At 73.4% G+C, this 17,147-nt stretch carries 15 protein-coding genes; 7 read left to right on the top strand and 8 right to left on the bottom strand.

The genetic code is table 11. From position 1 onward, the window contains the following. The first annotated feature begins 26 nt into the window (after nt 1-26). Both ACRRSS_RS08990 and ACRRSS_RS08985 read left to right on the top strand, forming a co-directional pair. Nucleotides 27-485: a hypothetical protein gene (locus tag ACRRSS_RS08990; RefSeq protein ID WP_351896843.1), complete on the top strand. Its 459-nt coding sequence runs from the start codon at nt 27-29 to the stop codon at nt 483-485. A 13-nt stretch (nt 486-498) separates the two neighbouring features. Beyond that, complete coding sequence (locus ACRRSS_RS08985; RefSeq protein ID WP_435970695.1) at nt 499-1,188, top strand: DUF2293 domain-containing protein; 690 nt, start codon at nt 499-501, stop codon at nt 1,186-1,188. Between the two features lie 71 nt (nt 1,189-1,259). On the opposite strand, the gene ACRRSS_RS08980 is transcribed toward ACRRSS_RS08985, so the two are convergent. The 3 genes from ACRRSS_RS08980 to ACRRSS_RS08970 all read right to left on the bottom strand — a co-directional run bounded on the left by ACRRSS_RS08980 (nt 1,260) and on the right by ACRRSS_RS08970 (nt 6,319). Further along, nucleotides 1,260-2,063, bottom strand: coding sequence for a chaplin family protein (locus ACRRSS_RS08980; protein WP_435970694.1), 804 nt, complete (start codon nt 2,061-2,063; stop codon nt 1,260-1,262). A gap of 126 nt (nt 2,064-2,189) precedes the next feature. Continuing rightward, nucleotides 2,190-3,458 (bottom strand): SWIM zinc finger family protein, encoded by a 1,269-nt coding sequence (locus tag ACRRSS_RS08975; protein WP_435970693.1) that lies wholly within the window; start codon nt 3,456-3,458, stop codon nt 2,190-2,192. Next, nucleotides 3,455-6,319: an SNF2-related protein gene (locus tag ACRRSS_RS08970; protein WP_435970692.1), complete on the bottom strand. Its 2,865-nt coding sequence runs from the start codon at nt 6,317-6,319 to the stop codon at nt 3,455-3,457. Before ACRRSS_RS08970 ends, ACRRSS_RS08975 begins: the two co-directional genes overlap by 4 nt. Before the next feature lie 214 nt (nt 6,320-6,533). Between ACRRSS_RS08970 and ACRRSS_RS08965 the strand changes: the two genes are divergently transcribed. After that, entirely contained in the window at nt 6,534-6,869 is a 336-nt protein-coding gene (locus ACRRSS_RS08965) for a hypothetical protein (protein ID WP_435970691.1), read from the top strand. 87 nt (nt 6,870-6,956) lie between these two features. Then, nucleotides 6,957-7,226, top strand: a complete 270-nt coding sequence (locus ACRRSS_RS08960) for a DUF6343 family protein (RefSeq protein ID WP_435970690.1) — start codon at nt 6,957-6,959, stop codon at nt 7,224-7,226. Nucleotides 7,227-7,242: 16 nt separating this feature from the next. On the opposite strand, the gene ACRRSS_RS08955 is transcribed toward ACRRSS_RS08960, so the two are convergent. Genes ACRRSS_RS08955 through ACRRSS_RS08945 form a run of 3 tightly spaced genes read right to left on the bottom strand, consistent with a single transcriptional unit; the run spans nt 7,243 to nt 9,234 of the window. Continuing rightward, nucleotides 7,243-7,611 (bottom strand): tetratricopeptide repeat protein, encoded by a 369-nt coding sequence (locus ACRRSS_RS08955; RefSeq protein ID WP_351897065.1) that lies wholly within the window; start codon nt 7,609-7,611, stop codon nt 7,243-7,245. 50 nt (nt 7,612-7,661) lie between these two features. Further along, a complete protein-coding gene (gene coaE / locus ACRRSS_RS08950; protein ID WP_435970689.1) occupies nt 7,662-8,264 on the bottom strand; it encodes a dephospho-CoA kinase in 603 nt (200 codons plus the stop codon). A 31-nt stretch (nt 8,265-8,295) separates the two neighbouring features. Then, nucleotides 8,296-9,234 carry a PAC2 family protein gene (locus tag ACRRSS_RS08945; protein WP_435970688.1) on the bottom strand — a complete coding sequence of 313 codons (939 nt, stop codon included), beginning with the start codon at nt 9,232-9,234 and terminating at the stop codon, nt 8,296-8,298. Between the two features lie 277 nt (nt 9,235-9,511). Here ACRRSS_RS08945 and ACRRSS_RS08940 point away from each other — a divergent pair, with 277 nt between their 5' ends. Then, nucleotides 9,512-10,459, top strand: a complete 948-nt coding sequence (locus ACRRSS_RS08940) for a right-handed parallel beta-helix repeat-containing protein (protein WP_435970687.1) — start codon at nt 9,512-9,514, stop codon at nt 10,457-10,459. 177 nt (nt 10,460-10,636) lie between these two features. Here ACRRSS_RS08940 and rpsA read toward each other — a convergent pair whose 3' ends face one another. Then, a complete protein-coding gene (rpsA, locus tag ACRRSS_RS08935) occupies nt 10,637-12,151 on the bottom strand; it encodes a 30S ribosomal protein S1 (RefSeq protein WP_435970686.1) in 1,515 nt (504 codons plus the stop codon). 346 nt (nt 12,152-12,497) lie between these two features. Between rpsA and ACRRSS_RS08930 the strand changes: the two genes are divergently transcribed. Both ACRRSS_RS08930 and ACRRSS_RS08925 read left to right on the top strand, forming a co-directional pair. Beyond that, complete coding sequence (locus ACRRSS_RS08930) at nt 12,498-13,361, top strand: class I SAM-dependent methyltransferase (protein WP_435970685.1); 864 nt, start codon at nt 12,498-12,500, stop codon at nt 13,359-13,361. Nucleotides 13,362-13,506: 145 nt separating this feature from the next. Then, nucleotides 13,507-16,173, top strand: coding sequence for an ATP-dependent RNA helicase (locus tag ACRRSS_RS08925; RefSeq protein WP_435970684.1), 2,667 nt, complete (start codon nt 13,507-13,509; stop codon nt 16,171-16,173). Here ACRRSS_RS08925 and ACRRSS_RS08920 read toward each other — a convergent pair. Next, complete coding sequence (locus ACRRSS_RS08920) at nt 16,157-17,140, bottom strand: DUF3068 domain-containing protein (RefSeq protein WP_435970683.1); 984 nt, start codon at nt 17,138-17,140, stop codon at nt 16,157-16,159. The genes ACRRSS_RS08925 and ACRRSS_RS08920 overlap by 17 nt on opposite strands. Nucleotides 17,141-17,147: the final 7 nt, after the last annotated feature.

Genomic DNA, 17,147 nt, shown 5'->3' with positions numbered 1-17,147 from the left:
CGGGGGAAACGGGAGGGCGGTCGGCCATGGATGTGGCGCTGATAGCCGTGGCGGGGACCCTGTTGGGCGTCATCGCCACCCACTGGTTCCAGGGGCGGGCCACCGAACGCACCGCCTCGCTCGCCCGGACCGAACAGCTCCGCCAGGAACGGATCGCGACCTACAGCGCCTACGCGGGCGCGGTCGTCGACTACCGGCACAGCCAGAACGACCGCTGGTTCCGGGCGGTGGAGGAGCCCGGATCGGAGGAGGCGGAGGAGTCCCGGCACGCCTCCTACCGGCAGCGCACCGCCGCCCGGCAGGCCCTCTTCCGCGTCCAGTTGGTCTGCGACGACGCGCACGTCCGCCGGCTGGCCGAGGCTGCCTTCGAGGAGACCCACTGCCTGCACGACGCGGACGGCGAGGCGGAGCGCGCCCGCCGCTCCGCGCTGGCGAAGGAGGCACTCGCCGTGTTCATCGCCGCCGCCGCGCCCGGCGTCCGCTGAACGGCGCCCGGATATGGACCTCGTCGCGCCCGTCGTCGTCGAGCCGCTCCGTCGCCGCCGCTGCTCGGAGTGCCACCAGGGCCCGCTGGAGCGGATGATCGTCGAGTTCAACGCGCCGGTCTGCCTGGACTGCGCCGACCTCGGGCATCTCGTCTTCCTGCGCCGGGGCGACACGGCGCTCACCCGGCGCGCCCGCGAGGGCAGCACCCTGTGGGCCGTGGTGGTACGGCACAACCGGCGCCGTACCCGGTACGAGCGTCAGGGCCTGCTCGTCGAGGAGGCCGCGCTCGCCGAGGCGGAACGGGCCTGCCTGGCCGACGCGGAGGCCCGGGCCAGGCGCCGGGCGAGGGACGCGGTACGGCGCGCGGCGCTCGACGCGGAGATCACCGAGGTCCTCCGGTCGGAGATCCTGCGCCTCTTCCCGTCCTGCCCGGCGGACCGGGCGACGGAGATCGCCGTCCACGCCTCGACGAAGGGCAGCGGACGGGTGGGACGCACGTCCGCGGGGCGCTCGCTCGACCGCGGCGCCGTCACGGCCGCGGTGCGCGCCTCCGTACGGCATGTCGACACGCCGTACGACACGCTGCTGATGCGGGGGGTCACCCGGCACCAGGCCCGGACGAGGGTCGCTCCCGCCATCGAGGCGGTGCTCCGGGCCTGGCGTCGCGGCGGCGAGAACGCCCGCGGTCGGGGACACGGCTGACAGCTCGGGTGTCAGCTCGCGCGGGACCGGACCACGGGGCGTGCGTCGACCGGACCGCGAGGACGGAACCCTCAGGCCTGGTCTCCGGAGCGGCGCGCGCGACGGTAGAGCAGAGCACCTCCGAGCAGCAGCGCGGCACTCGCGGACGCGGCGTAGCCCAGGGCGTCCGAGCCGGTCTCGGCGAGCGCGACCGGGCGGGTCTCACCCTGCGGCGCGGGGGCCGGGGCGGGCTTCTCCGTCTCCGTCTCGGTCTCGGTCTGCGGGACCGGTACGTTGCGGACGGGGGTCTGCGGGCGCGGCGTCGGCTTCTCGACCGGCGGCACGGGCTTCGAGGGCCCGTTGACCGAGGTGTTGCCGAAGACCGGGTTCAGCAGTCCGACCACGTTGACCGAGTTCCCGCTGACGTTCACGGGGAGGTCGACGGGCAGCTGGAGACCGTTCCCGGAGAGAACGCCGGGAGATCCCTCGGCGTGGCCCTCGGCCGTGGAGCCGCCGCCGTTGGAGGAGCCGCCCTGCGAACCGCCCCCGTGGGAGCCGCCGGCCTGCTCACCGCCGCGCGGAGTACCGGGCTCGTCCTTGTGGGACCGGCCGCCGCCGTCGTCCGACCCGTAGCCCGCGGGCTCCTGCGGGGCGGAGCGGTTCTCACACGTGTTGCCGAAGGCCGGGTTGAGCAGACCGACGACGTTGACCGTGTTCCCGCAGACGTTGACCGGGACGTGCACCGGCAGCTGAACCGTGTTGCCGGAGCCGACGCCCGGCGAACCGACCGCGGCGCCCTGCGCGCCGGAGTCGGCGTGCGCGGCGCCCGCCGACAGGGCGAGCGCCCCACCCGTGACCAACAGTGTGGCCAGACCACTTCGGCGAATCTGCCTCATGGCTTCCTGCCTTCCGGAGGTGTACACGGGCGAATGCCCGTACCGGAATCAACGCGACAAACCCACTTGCCGGATCCGGTCGTTGACGGGTTTCACTCCATCGAGTGGGACCCGTTCGAGTGTGCGTCAGTGCCCCAGAAGGTCGGTGAGGGCTCCGACAGGGTCCGGATCGGGGGCGCCGCGCGGCCACCAGTCCTCGCGCCCGGCGTCCGACTCGTAGCCGTACCAGAGGCCGTCGCGACCGAGGCGGAGCTGGAGGGACTCGGTGGAGAGCCGGTTGCGCCAGGGGCGGAAGGCGGGGAAGTCGGCGGCGAGCAGGGCGGGTCGGGCCCGGTCGAACGGGCCCGCCGGCGGATCCCAGGGCTCTTCGAGTACGGCGAGCCCCGCGGCGCCGCCCTGCCGCCAGGCGGCGACGGCGCGGGCGAGCTCCGTGGGGGTGCGGTCGAGCGCGTACGCCAGGTCGCGGTAGAGCGCACGGGTCGACGCGGTGAGCCCCGAACCGGGGTGCGCGGCGGCCAGCCGGACGGCGTCCTGCCAGGGGCTGAGCGCGGCGACCGGATCGAGTCCGGTGGCCAGGAACGCGTGGGCGCGGACGGCGGCTTCGGAGGCGAGGAGGTCGAGGGCGAGCGGATCGGGGGCCTCGGGGTCGGGCGGGAAGACCGCGGGCCGGCCGGGCCGGTCCGGAAGGGGCAGCGGGGGCGGCAGCGGAGGCGCGGCCCGCTCCGTCGCGGCGAGCACGGCGCGGGCGGGAACGGTGGGCATGGGAGGTGCGGCGGCGGTCGACTCGGCGGCGGACAGGGCCGCGTTGCGCCGGGTCAGCTCGGCGAGGAGCTCCTGTTCCCCGCGTCCGCGCATCAGGAAGAGGACGAACGGGTCCTCGTCGAGGAGCCGGGCCGCCTGGTAGCAGAGGGCGGCGGCGTGCTTGCAGGGGTAACCGTCGTCCGGGCAGGAGCAGTCGGGTACGAGGTCGCCCGGCGCGGGCAGCAGGCCCGACACCGCCTCCAGGGCGTGCGGCACGTCCTTGTCGAGGAGGGCGGCGATGTGGTCGGGGCGGGCGGTGGCCTCGTCGAGGAACCGCTCCCAGCCGTCGTCGCCGAGGGTCCGCATCCTGATCTCGGTGCGGTACGGGCGGGCCCGGCTGCCGTGGACGTAGGCGACGACCCGGCCGGGCGTGACGGTGATCGCGTCGACGTGGCCGCGCCCCGCGTACGCCTTGCCGCGGGCGAGGCGCGCCGGGTCGAGGGCGGTGTCCTCCAGGGCCTCCACCCAGGCGTTTCCCCACCAGGTGGCGGCGAACCGCCCGTCGGGGGCCTCGCGGGGCGCTACCTGGGGAAAGCTGCGCCGGCGGTCGTCGTGGCGCGGGGCGGCTCCGCGCGCGCCCCGTGGGGTGGTCACGCGGGCCTCCTCAGGGACACCAGGTCGGCGAGCTCGCGGTCGGTCAGTTCGGTGAGGGCCGCCTCGCCGGAGCCGAGGACGGCGTCGGCGAGAGCCCTCTTGGCGAGGAGCATCTCGGCGATCCGGTCCTCGACCGTGCCCTCGGCGACGAGCCGGTGGACCTGCACCGGCTGGGTCTGCCCGATGCGGTAGGCCCGGTCGGTGGCCTGCTCCTCGACGGCCGGGTTCCACCAGCGGTCGTAGTGGACGACATGGCCGGCGCGGGTGAGGTTGAGGCCGGTGCCCGCGGCCTTGAGGGAGAGCAGGAAGACGGGGACCTCGCCCGCCTGGAAGCGGTCGACCATCCGCTCCCGCTCGGCCACCGGGGTTCCGCCGTGCAGGAGTTGGGCCTGGACGCCGCGGGCTGCCAGGTGGTCGGCGAGGAGCCGCGCCATCGACACGTACTGGGTGAAGACGAGCACGGACCCGTCCTCGGCGAGGATCGTGTCGAGGAGTTCGTCGAGCAGGGCGAGCTTCCCCGAGCGGCCGGCGAGACGCGCGGTGCCGCTGCCGCGCGGTGCCTGTTCCTTCAGGTACTGCGCGGGGTGGTTGCAGATCTGCTTGAGGGAGGTCAGCAGCTTCATGACGAGGCCACGGCGGGCCATGCCCTCGGACTCCTCGATCCGCGCCATGGTCTCGCGGACGACCGCCTCGTAGAGCGAGGCCTGTTCCCGGGTGAGGGAGACGGGGTGGTCGGACTCCGTCTTGGGCGGCAGCTCGGGGACGATGCCGGGGTCGGACTTGCGGCGGCGCAGCAGGAAGGGCCGCACCAGTCGGGCGAGCCGCTCGACGGCCTCCGCGTGCTCGATCTCCTCGTGGTTCTCGACGGCGCGCGCGTGCCGGGAGCGGAAGGCCTTGAGCGGGCCGAGGAGACCGGGGGTGGTCCAGTCGAGGAGCGCCCAGAGTTCGGAGAGGTTGTTCTCCACGGGTGTGCCGGTGAGGGCGACCCGGGCGGGCGCGGGGATCTCACGCAGTGCCTTCGCGGTCGCGGAGAACGGGTTCTTGACGTGCTGCGCCTCGTCGGCGACGACCATCCCCCACTCCCGCCCGGCCAGTTGGGCGGCGCTGGTCCGCAGAGTGCCGTAGGTGGTGAGGACGAAGCCGCCCTCGACGCCTTCGAGGTCGCGGTCGGCGCCGTGGAACCGCCGCACGGGCACGTCGGGCGCGAACTTCCCCACCTCCCGCTGCCAGTTGCCGAGCAGGGACGCGGGGCAGACGACGAGGGTGGGTGCGCGGCGGGCGCGGCGCAGATGGAGGGCGATGAGGGTGACGGTCTTGCCCAGGCCCATGTCGTCGGCGAGGCAGCCGCCGAGACCGAGCGAGGTCATGAGGTCCAGCCAGGCGAGTCCGCGCAGCTGGTAGTCGCGGAGGGTGGCGGTGAGACCGGGCGGGGCGTGCACGTCCTCGGGGCCGGCGAGCAGCCGGTCGCGGAGCGCGGCAAGGGCTCCGACGGGGACGGCGGGCACGGTCTCGCCGTCCACCTCGGCGGTGCCGGTGAGGGCGACGGCGAGGGCGTCGACCGGTTCGAGCAGGCCGAGTTCCCGCTTGCGCGCCTTGCGGACGAGGTCGGGGTCGACGACGACCCACTGGTCACGGAGGCGGACGACGGGCCGGTGCGCCTCGGCGAGCTGGTCCATCTCGCGCTCGGTGAGCGGATCGCCGTCCAGGGCCAGCTGCCAGTTGAACCGCAGGAGCTCCTCGCTGTCGAAGAACGCGGTCCCGTCGGTCGCGGAGCCGGGCGCGGCCCGGTCTGCGCGGACGACGGCGGAGGCGCTGAGCGAGCGGGCCAGCTCGCGCGGCCAGTGGACGGTGACACCGGCGTCGGCGAGCCGGGCGGCGGCGGGACCGAGCAGCTCGTACAGCTCGTCCTCGGCGACGGCGAGGACGTCCGGCACGTCCCGCTCCAGAAGGCGGGCGAGCGGGGGCCAGACGCGGGCGGCCCGGCGCAGGGCGAGGACGGCGTCGATCCGGGCGCGGGGGCCGAAGTGCTCGCCCTCCCCCGCCCACAGGGCCGTGGCGTCGATGACGAGGGTGGGGTCGGCGAGGCTGTGGACCTGGAGGACGGCGGCGGCGGCGTGCCGCCCGCCGCCCCGCCCCTGGTCCGCGCTCTCCGGGTCATCGGCGCTCTCGGCCGTGTCGAAGAGTTCGTACGGGGAGAGGTCCAGGCGGAGCGAGACACGGACGCCCGCGTCCATCCCGGCCGCCGCCTCGGCGGCCCAGGCACGGGCACGGGGCAGGTGCTGGGGCTCCCGGGCGGCGAACGGCGCCCCCACCGCGTGGGCGGCGGCGGGGGTGCGGGGCAGGGTGTCGGCGACCGCGTCGAGGAAGGCGCGCACGAGGGCCTCGGGGTCGGGCAGCCGCAGCGGCCCCGGCCCGGGGACGGGCACGGCGTGCGCCTCGTACGGCAGGGCGGCCGCGACGGCCCGCAGGTGGGCGATGTCGTCGGCGTCCAGGGGCCCGGCCCGCCAGGCGTCCAGGTCGTCGGCGGTCAGGCCCGGCAGCACGCGGCCACGGGCCACGAGGTGCAGGGCGTGCAGGGCGGCGGCGCCCCATCCCGCTGTGGCGGGGTGCGCGGCCGGGTGGTGGCGGGCCGCGACGAGGTGGGGCAGGGCGGCGTCGACCGGGAGGGCCAGGGCGGGCACGGTACGGCTCCGGGCGCCGCTGCCGTGCCGTCGGGCGACGGTCAGGTCGACGCGCTCCGCCCCGCTCTCCGCCGGGTCCGGCAGCGCTCCGCCGTCGGGGGCCCAGAAGGCGACCCGTCCCTCACGGGGCAGCGCGGCGGGCAGGAAGACGGCGGCACTGGTCGTCCAGGTGGGTGGCACGGCTCTCGTCCTCCTTCCGCCGGGTGCCGTCGTACGTCGATCGGACCTCCGACCTTACGGCGGGGGTCTGACAACGGCCGCCAGGCGGGTTCGCCCGGGCGGCCCAGCAGCGGATGACACGCGGTCCCGGGGGCGCGAACGTGGTGTCCACGTCAGACCCGTGTCAGACCCGTCAGACCCGACCCGTCAGACCCACGACAGAAGAGGAACCGCCATGTCCGTTCGTCGGCGTCTCACGACCGCCACCGGGGCCGTGCTGCTCACCTTCGCCGTCGCCGGCTGTTCAGGTCTGGGCCGCACCATGGTCGGCACGCTCACCTACGAGACGGAACGCGACCTCGTGGTGACCGTGACCAGCCCCTCGGTGAACGGCTGCCACCGCCTCGCGCCCTCCGGCGCGACCAAGGTCGAGAACAACACCCTGGTCGACATCGTGCTGTACCGGACGCGGGACTGTAAGGGCGGGGAATCCACCTACCTGCCGACCACCCTGAGCGACGGGATCGTCCCCGGCAGCCTGCCCTGGCGCAGCTACAGCGTCGTCCACTAGCCCCGCCTCCCGGCCACTCCCGTTCCCCCCGCCCCGGGTCCATCCTGGAAGGTGACCGAAGGGGGCCGGACGGGAGACGCGAGCGCCATGCGTACGGGCAGCGAACCGGCGACCGCGCGCAGTCCGCTGCGCATGCGGTTCTGGCTGAGTGTGTGGGGCCTGCTCTGGGCCGCCTTCGGCACGGCGGCGTTCGCGCTGGTGGGCCGCCCCGGCTGGGCGGTGGCCTGCGGAGTGCTGTTCCTGGTGGTCGTCTGCGACCTCGTGATGGTGGTGCGCCACCTCCGCCAGGGCCCGCACTGGCAGCCCGGCCGGGACGTTCCGCCGTACGACCCCGATCACGGCGGCGCGGGGCGCTGAGGGGGAGAGCCCGGCCCTACCGCTCCGAGTCGAAACCCGCGGCCTGGAGGTACTCCGGCTTCGGGTCGAGCGCTGCGGCGAGACGGAAGTGCCGGGTGGCCTGGGCGGTCAGACCGGAGCGCTCGAAGGTGCGGGCCAGCGCGAAGTGCGCGAACGCGTTGTCCGGCTCACGCTCCAGGACCAGCTCGAACTCCAGCTGGGCGGGGCGCAGCTGGGCGGCGGCGAAGAACGCGCGGGCACGGAGCAGCCGCGCCGCCGTGTTCTCGGGGTGGGCGGCGATCACCGAGTCGAGCAGCTTCACGGCGCCCTGCGGATCCCGCGCGGCCAGCAGGTGCTCGGCGGCGCGGAAGTCGATGACGTGCGTTTCCGGGTTTCTGTCGGCCACCATGGCATCCTTCCCCTCGATCCGGTGGTTGAACACCGGACCCGCCCCGCTCATTCCGCCGCGGCGCGGCGCTCCAGCTCGTCCCAGACCTTGCGCACCTGCGGTTCGAGGGCGTCGAGCGGCCCGTCGTTGTCGATCACGAGCTCCGCGACGGCCAGCCGCTGCGCGCGCGTGGCCTGCGCCGCCATCCGGGCCCGCGCCTCGGGCTCGGCCATGCCGCGGAGCCGTACGAGCCGGTCGAGCTGGGTCTCGGGGGACGCGTCCACGACCACGACCAGGTCGTACAGCGGTGCGAGCCCGTTCTCGGTGAGCAGGGGTACGTCGTGGACGACCACGTCTCCCGGGCCCGCCCGGCCCTCCAGCTCCGCCGACCGCGCCCCGACCAGGGGGTGCACGATGGCGTTGAGGGTGGCGAGACGGTCGGCGTCGGCGAACACGATGGAGCCGAGCTTCGGCCGGTCGAGCGTCCCCTCCCGGGTGAGGACGCCGTCCCCGAAGGCCTCGACGACGGCCGCGAGCCCCGGCGTTCCGGGCTCGACGACCTCGCGGGCGATCCGGTCCGCGTCGATCAGCACGGCCCCGTACGAGACGAGCATCCGTGACACCTCACTCTTGCCGGCTCCGATCCCGCCGGTCAGGCCCACCTTCAGCATGAGCGGCAGCTTAGGGCCTGCCCCGAGCGGATCAGACGTCACCCTCCCGCTCCGCGAGGAAGCGCTCGAACTCACGGCCCAGTTCGTCCGCGGACGGCAGGTCGACGGGCTCGGCGACCAGGCTGCCGCGGGTCTCGGCACCGGCCACCGCGTCGTACTGGTGCTCAAGGCCCTGCACCAGCGCGACCAACTCCTCGTCGCCCTCGCCGATCTGGCGGTCGATCTCGGTCTGGGTGCGGCGCGCCTCGGTCCGCAGGGAGTGGGCGACGCCGGGAAGCACCAGGCCGGTGGCGGCCGTGACGGCCTCCAGCGCGGTCAGGGCCGCGTCCGGGTACGGCGAGCGGGCGACGTAGTGCGGGACGTGCGCGGCGACACCGAGGGTGTCGTGGCCGGCCTCGGTGAGCCGGTACTCGACGAGGGACTCGGCGCTGCCGGGGACCTGCGCCTCGTCGAAGGGGCTGCGATGGCCCGGCATGAGGTCGGTGCGGCTGCCGTGCGGGGTGAGTCCGACGGGGCGGGTGTGCGGCACGCCCATGGGGATGCCGTGGAAGTTGACGGAGAGGCGCACGCCGAGGCGCTCGATGATCTGCCGGACGGCGGTGGCGAACCGCTCCCACTCCACGTCGGGCTCGGGGCCGGAGAGGACGAGGAAGGGGGCGCCCGTGGCGTCCTGGACGAGGCGGACCTCGATGGACGGCGTCTCGTACGAGGTCCAGCGGTCGCGCCGGAAGGTCAGCAGCGGGCGGCGGGCCCGGTAGTCCACCAGCCGGTCGTGGTCGAAGCGGGCCACCAGCTGGTGGGGCAGGGTGTCGAGCAGGCCGTCGATGATCTGCTCACCGGTCTCGCCCGCGTCGATGTATCCGTCGAAGTGGTACAGCATGACCAGCCCGGCCGACTCCTGCGCCAGGGCCAGGTCGACGACAGCCAGGCCCTTCGCGTCCCATTCGTACAAATCCTGGGGATCAAGCACGATTACCGCTCCTCCTCGGGTTCTCTCTGGGAACGTCTCGCGCGGCACCGCCATTCCCGTGCGGGGCGATCTTCCGGCGAGCGATCCGGCGGCCCGCCGGACGGAGGGCCTTCCGGCGGGCGGGTCCCGGTCGGCGCGGCGAACTCCGGCCACTGGTCCAGACCTTGACATGGCCACAGCCTCTCCCTACCGTCTCGGGACAGCATCGCGTTCAGCATCCCGTCCCTCGTGCACATACAGGAACACCCCCTCGCCCCCGCACGGAAGGCCTCCCCCCATGCGCACCCGAACGCTGCTCCTCCCCCTGCTCCCCGCGCTCCTCGCCGTCCCCCTCCTCACCACGCCCGCCTCGGCGACGACGATCGAGGTGTCGACGGCGGCGCAGCTGAAGACGGCGCTCACCAATGCCCGCCCCGGCGACACGATCCACCTCGCGGACGGCACGTACACCGGCAACTTCAAGGCCACGACCCCGGGTACCGCCTCGGCCCGGATCACCCTGGCCGGCTCCTCGCGCGCGGTGCTGACCGCAGGCGGCGGCTACGGGCTGCACCTCAACGGGGCCTCGTACTGGACGGTCAAGGGCGTCACCGTCACCGGCGGTCAGAAGGGGATCATGACCGACGCCGCGGACGGCGTGGTGATCGACGGGGTGACCGTGCACGACCTGGACATGGAGGGCGTGCACTTCCGCAACTCCAGCAGGAACGGCGTCCTCAAGAACTCGCGCATCCACGACACCGGGAACGACGGCCGGGGCATGGGTGAGGGGGTGTATGTCGGGACGGCCAACAGCCTCGCCGACCGCAGCGACAACGCGCAGATCCTGAACAACGTCATCGGGCCGGACGTCGGCGGCGAGAGCGTGGACATCAAGGAGGGCACCACCGGGGCGCGGATCGTCGGGAACACCTTCGACGGACGCGGGCTGACCGGCGCCAACTACGACGACTCCTGGGTCGACGTGAAGGGCAACAACGTTCTCGTCGAGGGCAACACCGGCGTCAACACGACGAACAACGGCTTCGAGACGCACACCCAGCAGAGCGGCTGGGGCTGTGGCACGGTCTTCCGCGGCAACCGCTCGAACCTGACGGGTGCGACCGGGGCACAGCGGCTCGCGATCAACGTCACCAACCGGAGCGGCTCCTGCCCGACCACGGTCTACGCATCGAACACGGTGACCGGCGGGAACGGCCTGACGAACATCCCCGTCACGCCCTGAGCCGACGCGACCTGAGCCGACCCCACCTGGCCCGACCCGACCCGCCCTGAGCTGACCCGACCCAAGGGGGGTCGAGTCGAGCTGACCGAAACGGCTCCCGGACATGACCGAGGCCCGCTCCCCCGAAGGGAAGCGGGCCTCGATTCGCTAGCGGCTAGCGCTCAGCGGAGAGCCTGTTCAGCTCTGGCCGCCGGCCAGCTTCTCGCGCAGGGCGGCGAGCGCCTCGTCCGACGCCAGGGCGCCGGAGTTGTCGTCCGACTCCGAGGAGTACGAACCACCCGAGATGCCCGCACCGGCGTTGCCACTGGCGGCCGGGGCGGCAGCGCCCTCGGCGGCAGCGGCCTCGTCGGCCTCGCGGGACTTGATGACCTGAGCCTGGTGCTGCTCGAAACGAGTCTGCGCCTCGGCGTACTGGGTCTCCCACACCTCGCGCTGGGTCTCGAAGCCCTCGAGCCAGTCGTTGGTCTCGGGGTCGAAGCCCTCGGGGTAGATGTAGTTGCCCTGGTCGTCGTAGGACGCGGCCATGCCGTACAGGGTCGGGTCGAACTCGACCGAGGCCGGGTCGGCACCGAAGGACTCGTTGGCCTGCTTCAGCGAGAGGCTGATGCGACGACGCTCGAGGTCGATGTCGATGACCTTGACGAAGATCTCGTCGTTGACCTGGACGACCTGCTCCGGGATCTCCACGTGGCGCTCGGCCAGCTCGGAGATGTGGACCAGACCCTCGATGCCCTCGTCCACGCGGACGAACGCACCGAACGGAACCAGCTTGGTGACCTTACCCGGGACGACCTGACCGATCTGGTGCGTCCGGGCGAACTGCTGCCACGGGTCCTCCTGCGTCGCCTTCAGCGACAGGGAGACACGCTCGCGGTCCATGTCCACGTCGAGAACCTCGACGGTGACCTCCTGGCCGACCTCGACAACCTCGGACGGGTGGTCGATGTGCTTCCAGGACAGCTCGGAGACGTGCACGAGACCGTCGACGCCACCCAGGTCCACGAAGGCACCGAAGTTGACGATCGAGGAGACGACGCCGGAGCGGACCTGACCCTTCTGCAGGGTGGTGAGGAACGTCTGGCGAACCTCGGACTGGGTCTGCTCGAGCCAGGCGCGGCGGGACAGGACCACGTTGTTGCGGTTCTTGTCCAGCTCGATGATCTTCGCCTCGAGCTCCTTGCCCACGTAGGGCTGGAGGTCGCGGACGCGACGCATCTCGACGAGGGAGGCCGGCAGGAAGCCGCGGAGGCCGATGTCGAGGATGAGACCACCCTTGACGACCTCGATGACGGTACCGGTGACGATGCCGTCTTCTTCCTTGATCTTCTCGATCGTGCCCCAGGCACGCTCGTACTGAGCGCGCTTCTTGGACAGGATCAGGCGGCCTTCCTTGTCCTCCTTCTGGAGAACCAGGGCCTCGATCTCGTCGCCGACCTTGACGACCTCGTTCGGGTCGACGTCGTGCTTGATCGAGAGCTCACGGCTCGGGATCACGCCTTCGGTCTTGTAACCGATGTCGAGCAGGACCTCGTCCCGGTCGACCTTCACGATGACGCCGTCGACGATGTCGCCGTCGTTGAAGTACTTGATCGTCTCGTCGATCGCGGCGAGGAAGGCTTCCTCGTTACCGATGTCGTTGACCGCAACCTGCGGGGTGGTGCTGGTGGCGGTGGTCTCGGTGCTGCTCGTCATGTGGGAAAGGGCTCCGGTTACGGACAGAAAGTCGTAGGTACTGCTACGCCGAGAGCCCGTATCGCACCAAGAAGCCGGACAGCCAATGAGGCACCCTTCCCGCAAGGGGGAGGAGCCTCGAAAACCGAGGGGACATACAACAGGTACGAGCGCGGCCTGCTCCGTCTGAGGCGCGCAGGCCCGCAGCGCAACCTTTAGCATACGGGGGCGGCCGGACAGGGTCAATGCGCGAAGCGCGCACCCGGGGCAGATCTACTCAACTCCGGCACCACTCATGTCTTTCCACGCCGTATCGGCGGGGTCGGCCGCTCGGTGGCACTGAGCGCAAACTACATCGGCGGGCGAGATGAACCAAGGGTACGAACACGAACTCCCCCACAACTCGGACGAGGACGGGGCGGAGGCGACCCGGCGTGACGCGGGGGACGCGGAGAGCAGCCGCGCGAGCCGTGGCTGGTGGGACAGGAACGCCGACGAGTACCAGAGCGACCACGGCTCCTTCCTCGGTGACGACCGGTTCGTCTGGGGGCCGGAGGGGCTCGACGAGGAGCAGGCCGAGCTCCTCGGGCCCGCCTCCTCCCTGGAGGGGCTCGACGTCCTGGAGATCGGCGCGGGCGCGGCGCAGTGCTCGCGGTGGCTGGCGGCGCGGGGGGCACGGCCGGTGGCCCTGGACCTCTCGCACCGGCAGCTCCAGCACGCCCTGCGGATCGGCGGGGAGGTGCCGCTGGTGGAGGCCGACGCCTGCGCGCTGCCGTTCCTGGACGGCTCCTTCGACCTGGCGTGCTCGGCGTACGGCGCGGTGCCGTTCGTCGCCGACCCCGTGAAGGTGTTCCGGGAGGTGCGGCGGGTGCTGCGGCCCGGCGGCCGGTGGGTCTTCTCGGTGACGCACCCGATCCGCTGGGCGTTCCCCGACGAGCCGGGCCCCGAGGGTCTCTCGGTCGCGGCCTCCTACTTCGACCGCACCCCCTATGTGGAGCAGGACGAGCAGGGGCGTGCCGTGTACGTGGAGCACCACCGGACGCTCGGCGACCGGGTGCGGGACGTGGTGGCCGGCGGGTTCCGCCTGGTGGACCTGGTCGAGCCGGAGTGGCCGGAGTGGAACAGCCAGGAGTGGGGCGGCTGGTCCCCGCTGCGCGGGAACCTGATCCCGGGGACGGCGATCTTCGTCTGCGAGCGCGCGGAGGAGCGGAGGAGCGCCGTAGCGCAGTAGCGGAGAGAAGTGGTGCGGAGCGGGTAGCAGAGGAGCGGTGCGGTAGCGCGGGGCCGCCGAGCAGCGCGTCATGCTTGTCGTACTCATAGGTGGGCCTGTGGACAACGGGGCCCACCTTTTCCGCGTCGCGTACGAGACTGAGTGCGTGATCCGAAACGACGCACTCGACCGTCTCCCCGTCCGCCACGCCGTCCCCGAGCTGCTGGGCGCGCTCGACCGGCGCGGTACGGCCGTGTTGTCCGCGCCTCCCGGCACCGGCAAGACGACGCTGGTGCCGCTCGCGCTGGCGGGCCTCATAGGGGACGGACCGCGGCGGCGGGTCCTGGTGGCCGAGCCGCGCCGGATGGCGGTGCGGGCGGCGGCCCGGCGGATGGCATGGCTGCTCGGCGAGGAGGTCGGCGGCGCGGTCGGCTTCTCGGTGCGCGGTGAGCGGCGGACAGGTCCCGCGACCCGGGTCGAGGTGGTGACGACGGGCATCCTGCTGCAACGGCTCCAGCGCGACCCGGAGCTGGCGGGCGTGGACGTGGTCCTGCTCGACGAGTGCCACGAGCGGCATCTGGACGCCGACACCGCGATGGCCTTCCTCGTGGACGTCCGGGCCACCCTCCGGCCGGAGCTGAAGCTGATCGCCGCGTCGGCGACGAGTGACGCGGCGGCCTGGGCGGACCTCCTGACGGTCCTGGACGGCGGCGGCCCCGCGCCGGTGGTGTGGAGCAAGGGCGAGGGGCACGGCTGCCGGGTCTTCTTCGCGGCGCCGCCGCCGGACGTCCGGCCGGCCCACGGCACCTGGGTGGACCCGGCGCTGCTCCGGCACGTCGCGACCACGGTCCGGCTCGCGATGGACCGGCACGAGGGGGACGTCCTCTGTTTCCTGCCGGGTACGGGCGAGATCGCGCGGACGGCCGGGATGCTGGCCGACGTCGACGCGGAGGTGCTCCAGCTGCACGGGCGGGCACCGGCGGCGGTGCAGGACGCGGTGCTGCGCGGTACGGAGCCCGGCGGGCGGCGCCGGGTGGTCCTCGCGACCTCGGTGGCGGAGTCCAGTCTGACGGTGCCGGGGGTGCGGATCGTCGTGGACTCGGGGCTCGCGCGTGAGCCGCGCACGGACCACGCGCGGGGGCTGGGCTCCCTCGCGACGGTGACGGTCTCGGAGGCGACGGCGACCCAGCGTCTCGGCCGGGCGGGCCGAGAGGCCTTCGGGTTCGTGTACCGCTGCTGGGCGGAGGCGAGCGACGGGGGCAGGCCCCGCTTCCCGTCCCCTGAGATCAGGGTCGCCGACCTGGCGGACTTCGCGCTGCGGGCCGCCTGCTGGGGCGACCCGACGGCGGAGGGGCTCGCGCTGCTGGACCCGCCGCCCGCCGGGGCGATGACCGCGGCCCGCGCGGTCCTGGGCTCGATCGGGGCGGTGGACGCGGCCGGCCGGGCCACCGCCCGGGGGGTACGGATGTCCCGGCTCGGGCTCCACCCCCGGCTCGGCCGGGCCCTTCTGGACGGTGCGCCGGAGGTGGGGGTGCGGCGGGCGGCGGAGGTGGTGGCGCTGCTCAGTGAGGAGCCGCCGCGCGACTACGGGGACGACCTGGCGGCGGCCTGGCGCGCGGCGCGCCGGGGCACCGACGGGTACGGAGCCCGATGGAAGGCGGAGGCGCGGCGCCTTGAGCGCTCGGCCGCCGGGGCGGCGGGCGGGGACACCTCGGGCGCGGCGGCCGGGGACCCGGGAAGCGCCGGGGCTGCCGGGGAGTCCAAGGCCTCTGCGGCCTCCCCCCCCTCCGGAGTCTCCGCGGCCTCCGGGCAGGGCGGGGCTCTCCGGGTCTCCGGGGCCCCCGTCACCGGTGATGACGCCGTGGCCGGGCTTGTCACGGCCCTGGCGTTTCCCGAGCGGGTGGCGCGGAGCCGGGAGCAGGGGGGATATCTGATGGTGTCGGGGAGCGGGGCCCGGCTCGCCGAGGGGTCCGCGCTGCGGGCCGCCCCGTGGCTGGCGGTGGCGGTGGCGGATCGGACGGCTCGGGACGCCACGGCCCGGGTGCGGCTGGCCGCCGTGGTGGACGAGGAGGTGGCGCGGCGGGCGGCCGGGCATCTGCGGTCCACCGGCGAGGAGGTCCACTGGGAGGACGGGGACGTCGTGGCGCGTTCGGTGGACCGGCTCGGAGCGGTCGAGCTGACGGTCCGGCCGCTCGGGGCGAAGGCGGAGCCGGCGCTCGTGCGGGAGGCGCTGCTCGACGGGTTGCGGCGCGAGGGGCTCGGGCTGCTGCGGTGGAGCCGGGAAGCCGGGGAGCTGCGCGAGCGGCTCGCCTTCCTGCACCGGGAGGTGGGGGAACCCTGGCCGGACGTGGCGGACGGGCCCCTGGTCGACCGGGCCGGGGAGTGGCTGGAGCCCGAGCTGTCCCGGGCCGCGCGCCGCGCCGATCTGGGGCGGATCGACGCCGGTGACGCCCTGCGGCGGCTGCTGCCGTGGGCGTCGGGCGAGGCGGGCCGGCTGGGGGAGCTGGCGCCGGAGCGGATCGAGGTGCCGAGCGGTTCGCGGATCCGGGTGGAGTACGGGGGTGAGCGGCCGGTGCTCGCGGTGAAGCTCCAGGAGATGTTCGGGCTGGCCGAGACGCCTCGGGTGGCGGGGGTCCCGGTGCTCGTGCATCTCCTCTCCCCCGCCGGGCGGCCGGCGGCCGTCACCGCCGATCTGGCGTCGTTCTGGCGGGACGGCTACCGCTCCGTGCGCGCGGAGTTGAGGGGGCGGTACCCGAAGCACCCGTGGCCGGAGGACCCGTCCGCGGCGGAGCCGACCCGGTTCACCAGCGCGCGGCTCAGACGGGAAGGGTGAGCGGGGCCGCGGCGGGTCCGGGTGCCGGGCGGCGGGAGCGGGCCTCCAGCCAGAGGGCGAGGGCGAGCAGGAGCAGCGCGAGGACGGTGAAGCTCCAGGGGAGGTAGGAGACGAGCATGAGGACCATGAGGCGGTTGGAGGAGACCATCTCGCCGATGCTCTCGACGTAGTCCTCGCGCATCTTCAGGTGCCCCTCGAAGACGGTGAGGGTGTCCCGGCCCATCAGCGCCTTGGCGTTGCGGAGCTCCTCCTTGTGGATCTCCTCGCCGTTGACGGGGGCGCCGGTGACCGGCTCGACCCAGAACATCCGCTTGGTCGTGTACCAGCGGGTGAGACCGGAGTCGGCGAGGAGCTTCGGGGTGATCCCCTTGACCGGCATGGTCTTGGGCATGGGGACCTTGGTCCAGGGGATGGTCTGCTCGAAGTAGTAGACCTCGGTGCCCCGGAAGGTGCGGGTGCCCTTGTAGTGGATGGGGGCGGAAGTACGAGTCTGGGCGTCGAAGTACTGGTAGTCGCGCTTCTCGGTGAGGAAGGGCCACTTGAACTCGATGCCCTCGCGCCGGACCGGGTCGCCGTCGACGGACTCGCCGGTGGCGTGGACGGGGTCCTGGGTGTGGGCGTCGAAGATGTACCGCTCGGGGACCTTGGAGACCATCGTGCCGTCGGGGCCCGTGACGTAGGCGAGGGCGTCCCAGACGACGACGTCGCGGCCGGCGTCGCGTTCGATGCGCCGCGACTCCTCCACGTTGCCCTTGAGGGTCTGGATGATCGTGATCTTGTCGACCTTCTCCGCCCGGAGCGTCGAGTAGTTGAGGAGGGTCGCGGGCTTCGCCTCCAGGACGGTCTCCTGGTACTGGTTCGGCGGGATCTTCGCCAGGCGGGGGAAGGCGTACCAGCGCAGGGTCGGGGCCATCGCGGCGCAGAAGACGGCGAGGGCGAGGAGGACGAGGCTGGCTCGGCGGCGCACGGCGGCC

Source organism: Streptomyces sp. Qhu_M48 (genome assembly GCF_051305195.1).
Taxonomy (GTDB): Bacteria; Actinomycetota; Actinomycetes; order Streptomycetales; family Streptomycetaceae; genus Streptomyces.
The sequence above is the reverse complement of the archived record's forward strand: the minus strand, read 5'-3'. Positions and strand labels throughout refer to the sequence as shown.

Bases quoted from the DNA above. Each gene is read 5' to 3' on its own strand.
- ACRRSS_RS08990 (WP_351896843.1), top strand. From the start codon at position 27: ATGGATGTGGCGCTGATAGCCGTGGCGGGGACCCTGTTGGGCGTCATC.
- ACRRSS_RS08940 (WP_435970687.1), top strand. From the start codon at position 9,512: ATGCGCACCCGAACGCTGCTCCTCCCCCTGCTCCCCGCGCTCCTCGCC.
- rpsA (WP_435970686.1), bottom strand. From the start codon at position 12,151: ATGACGAGCAGCACCGAGACCACCGCCACCAGCACCACCCCGCAGGTT.
- ACRRSS_RS08965 (WP_435970691.1), top strand. From the start codon at position 6,534: ATGTCCGTTCGTCGGCGTCTCACGACCGCCACCGGGGCCGTGCTGCTC.
- ACRRSS_RS08930 (WP_435970685.1), top strand. From the start codon at position 12,498: ATGAACCAAGGGTACGAACACGAACTCCCCCACAACTCGGACGAGGAC.
- ACRRSS_RS08985 (WP_435970695.1), top strand. From the start codon at position 499: ATGGACCTCGTCGCGCCCGTCGTCGTCGAGCCGCTCCGTCGCCGCCGC.
- ACRRSS_RS08960 (WP_435970690.1), top strand. From the start codon at position 6,957: ATGCGTACGGGCAGCGAACCGGCGACCGCGCGCAGTCCGCTGCGCATG.
- coaE (WP_435970689.1), bottom strand. From the start codon at position 8,264: ATGCTGAAGGTGGGCCTGACCGGCGGGATCGGAGCCGGCAAGAGTGAG.
- ACRRSS_RS08980 (WP_435970694.1), bottom strand. From the start codon at position 2,063: ATGAGGCAGATTCGCCGAAGTGGTCTGGCCACACTGTTGGTCACGGGT.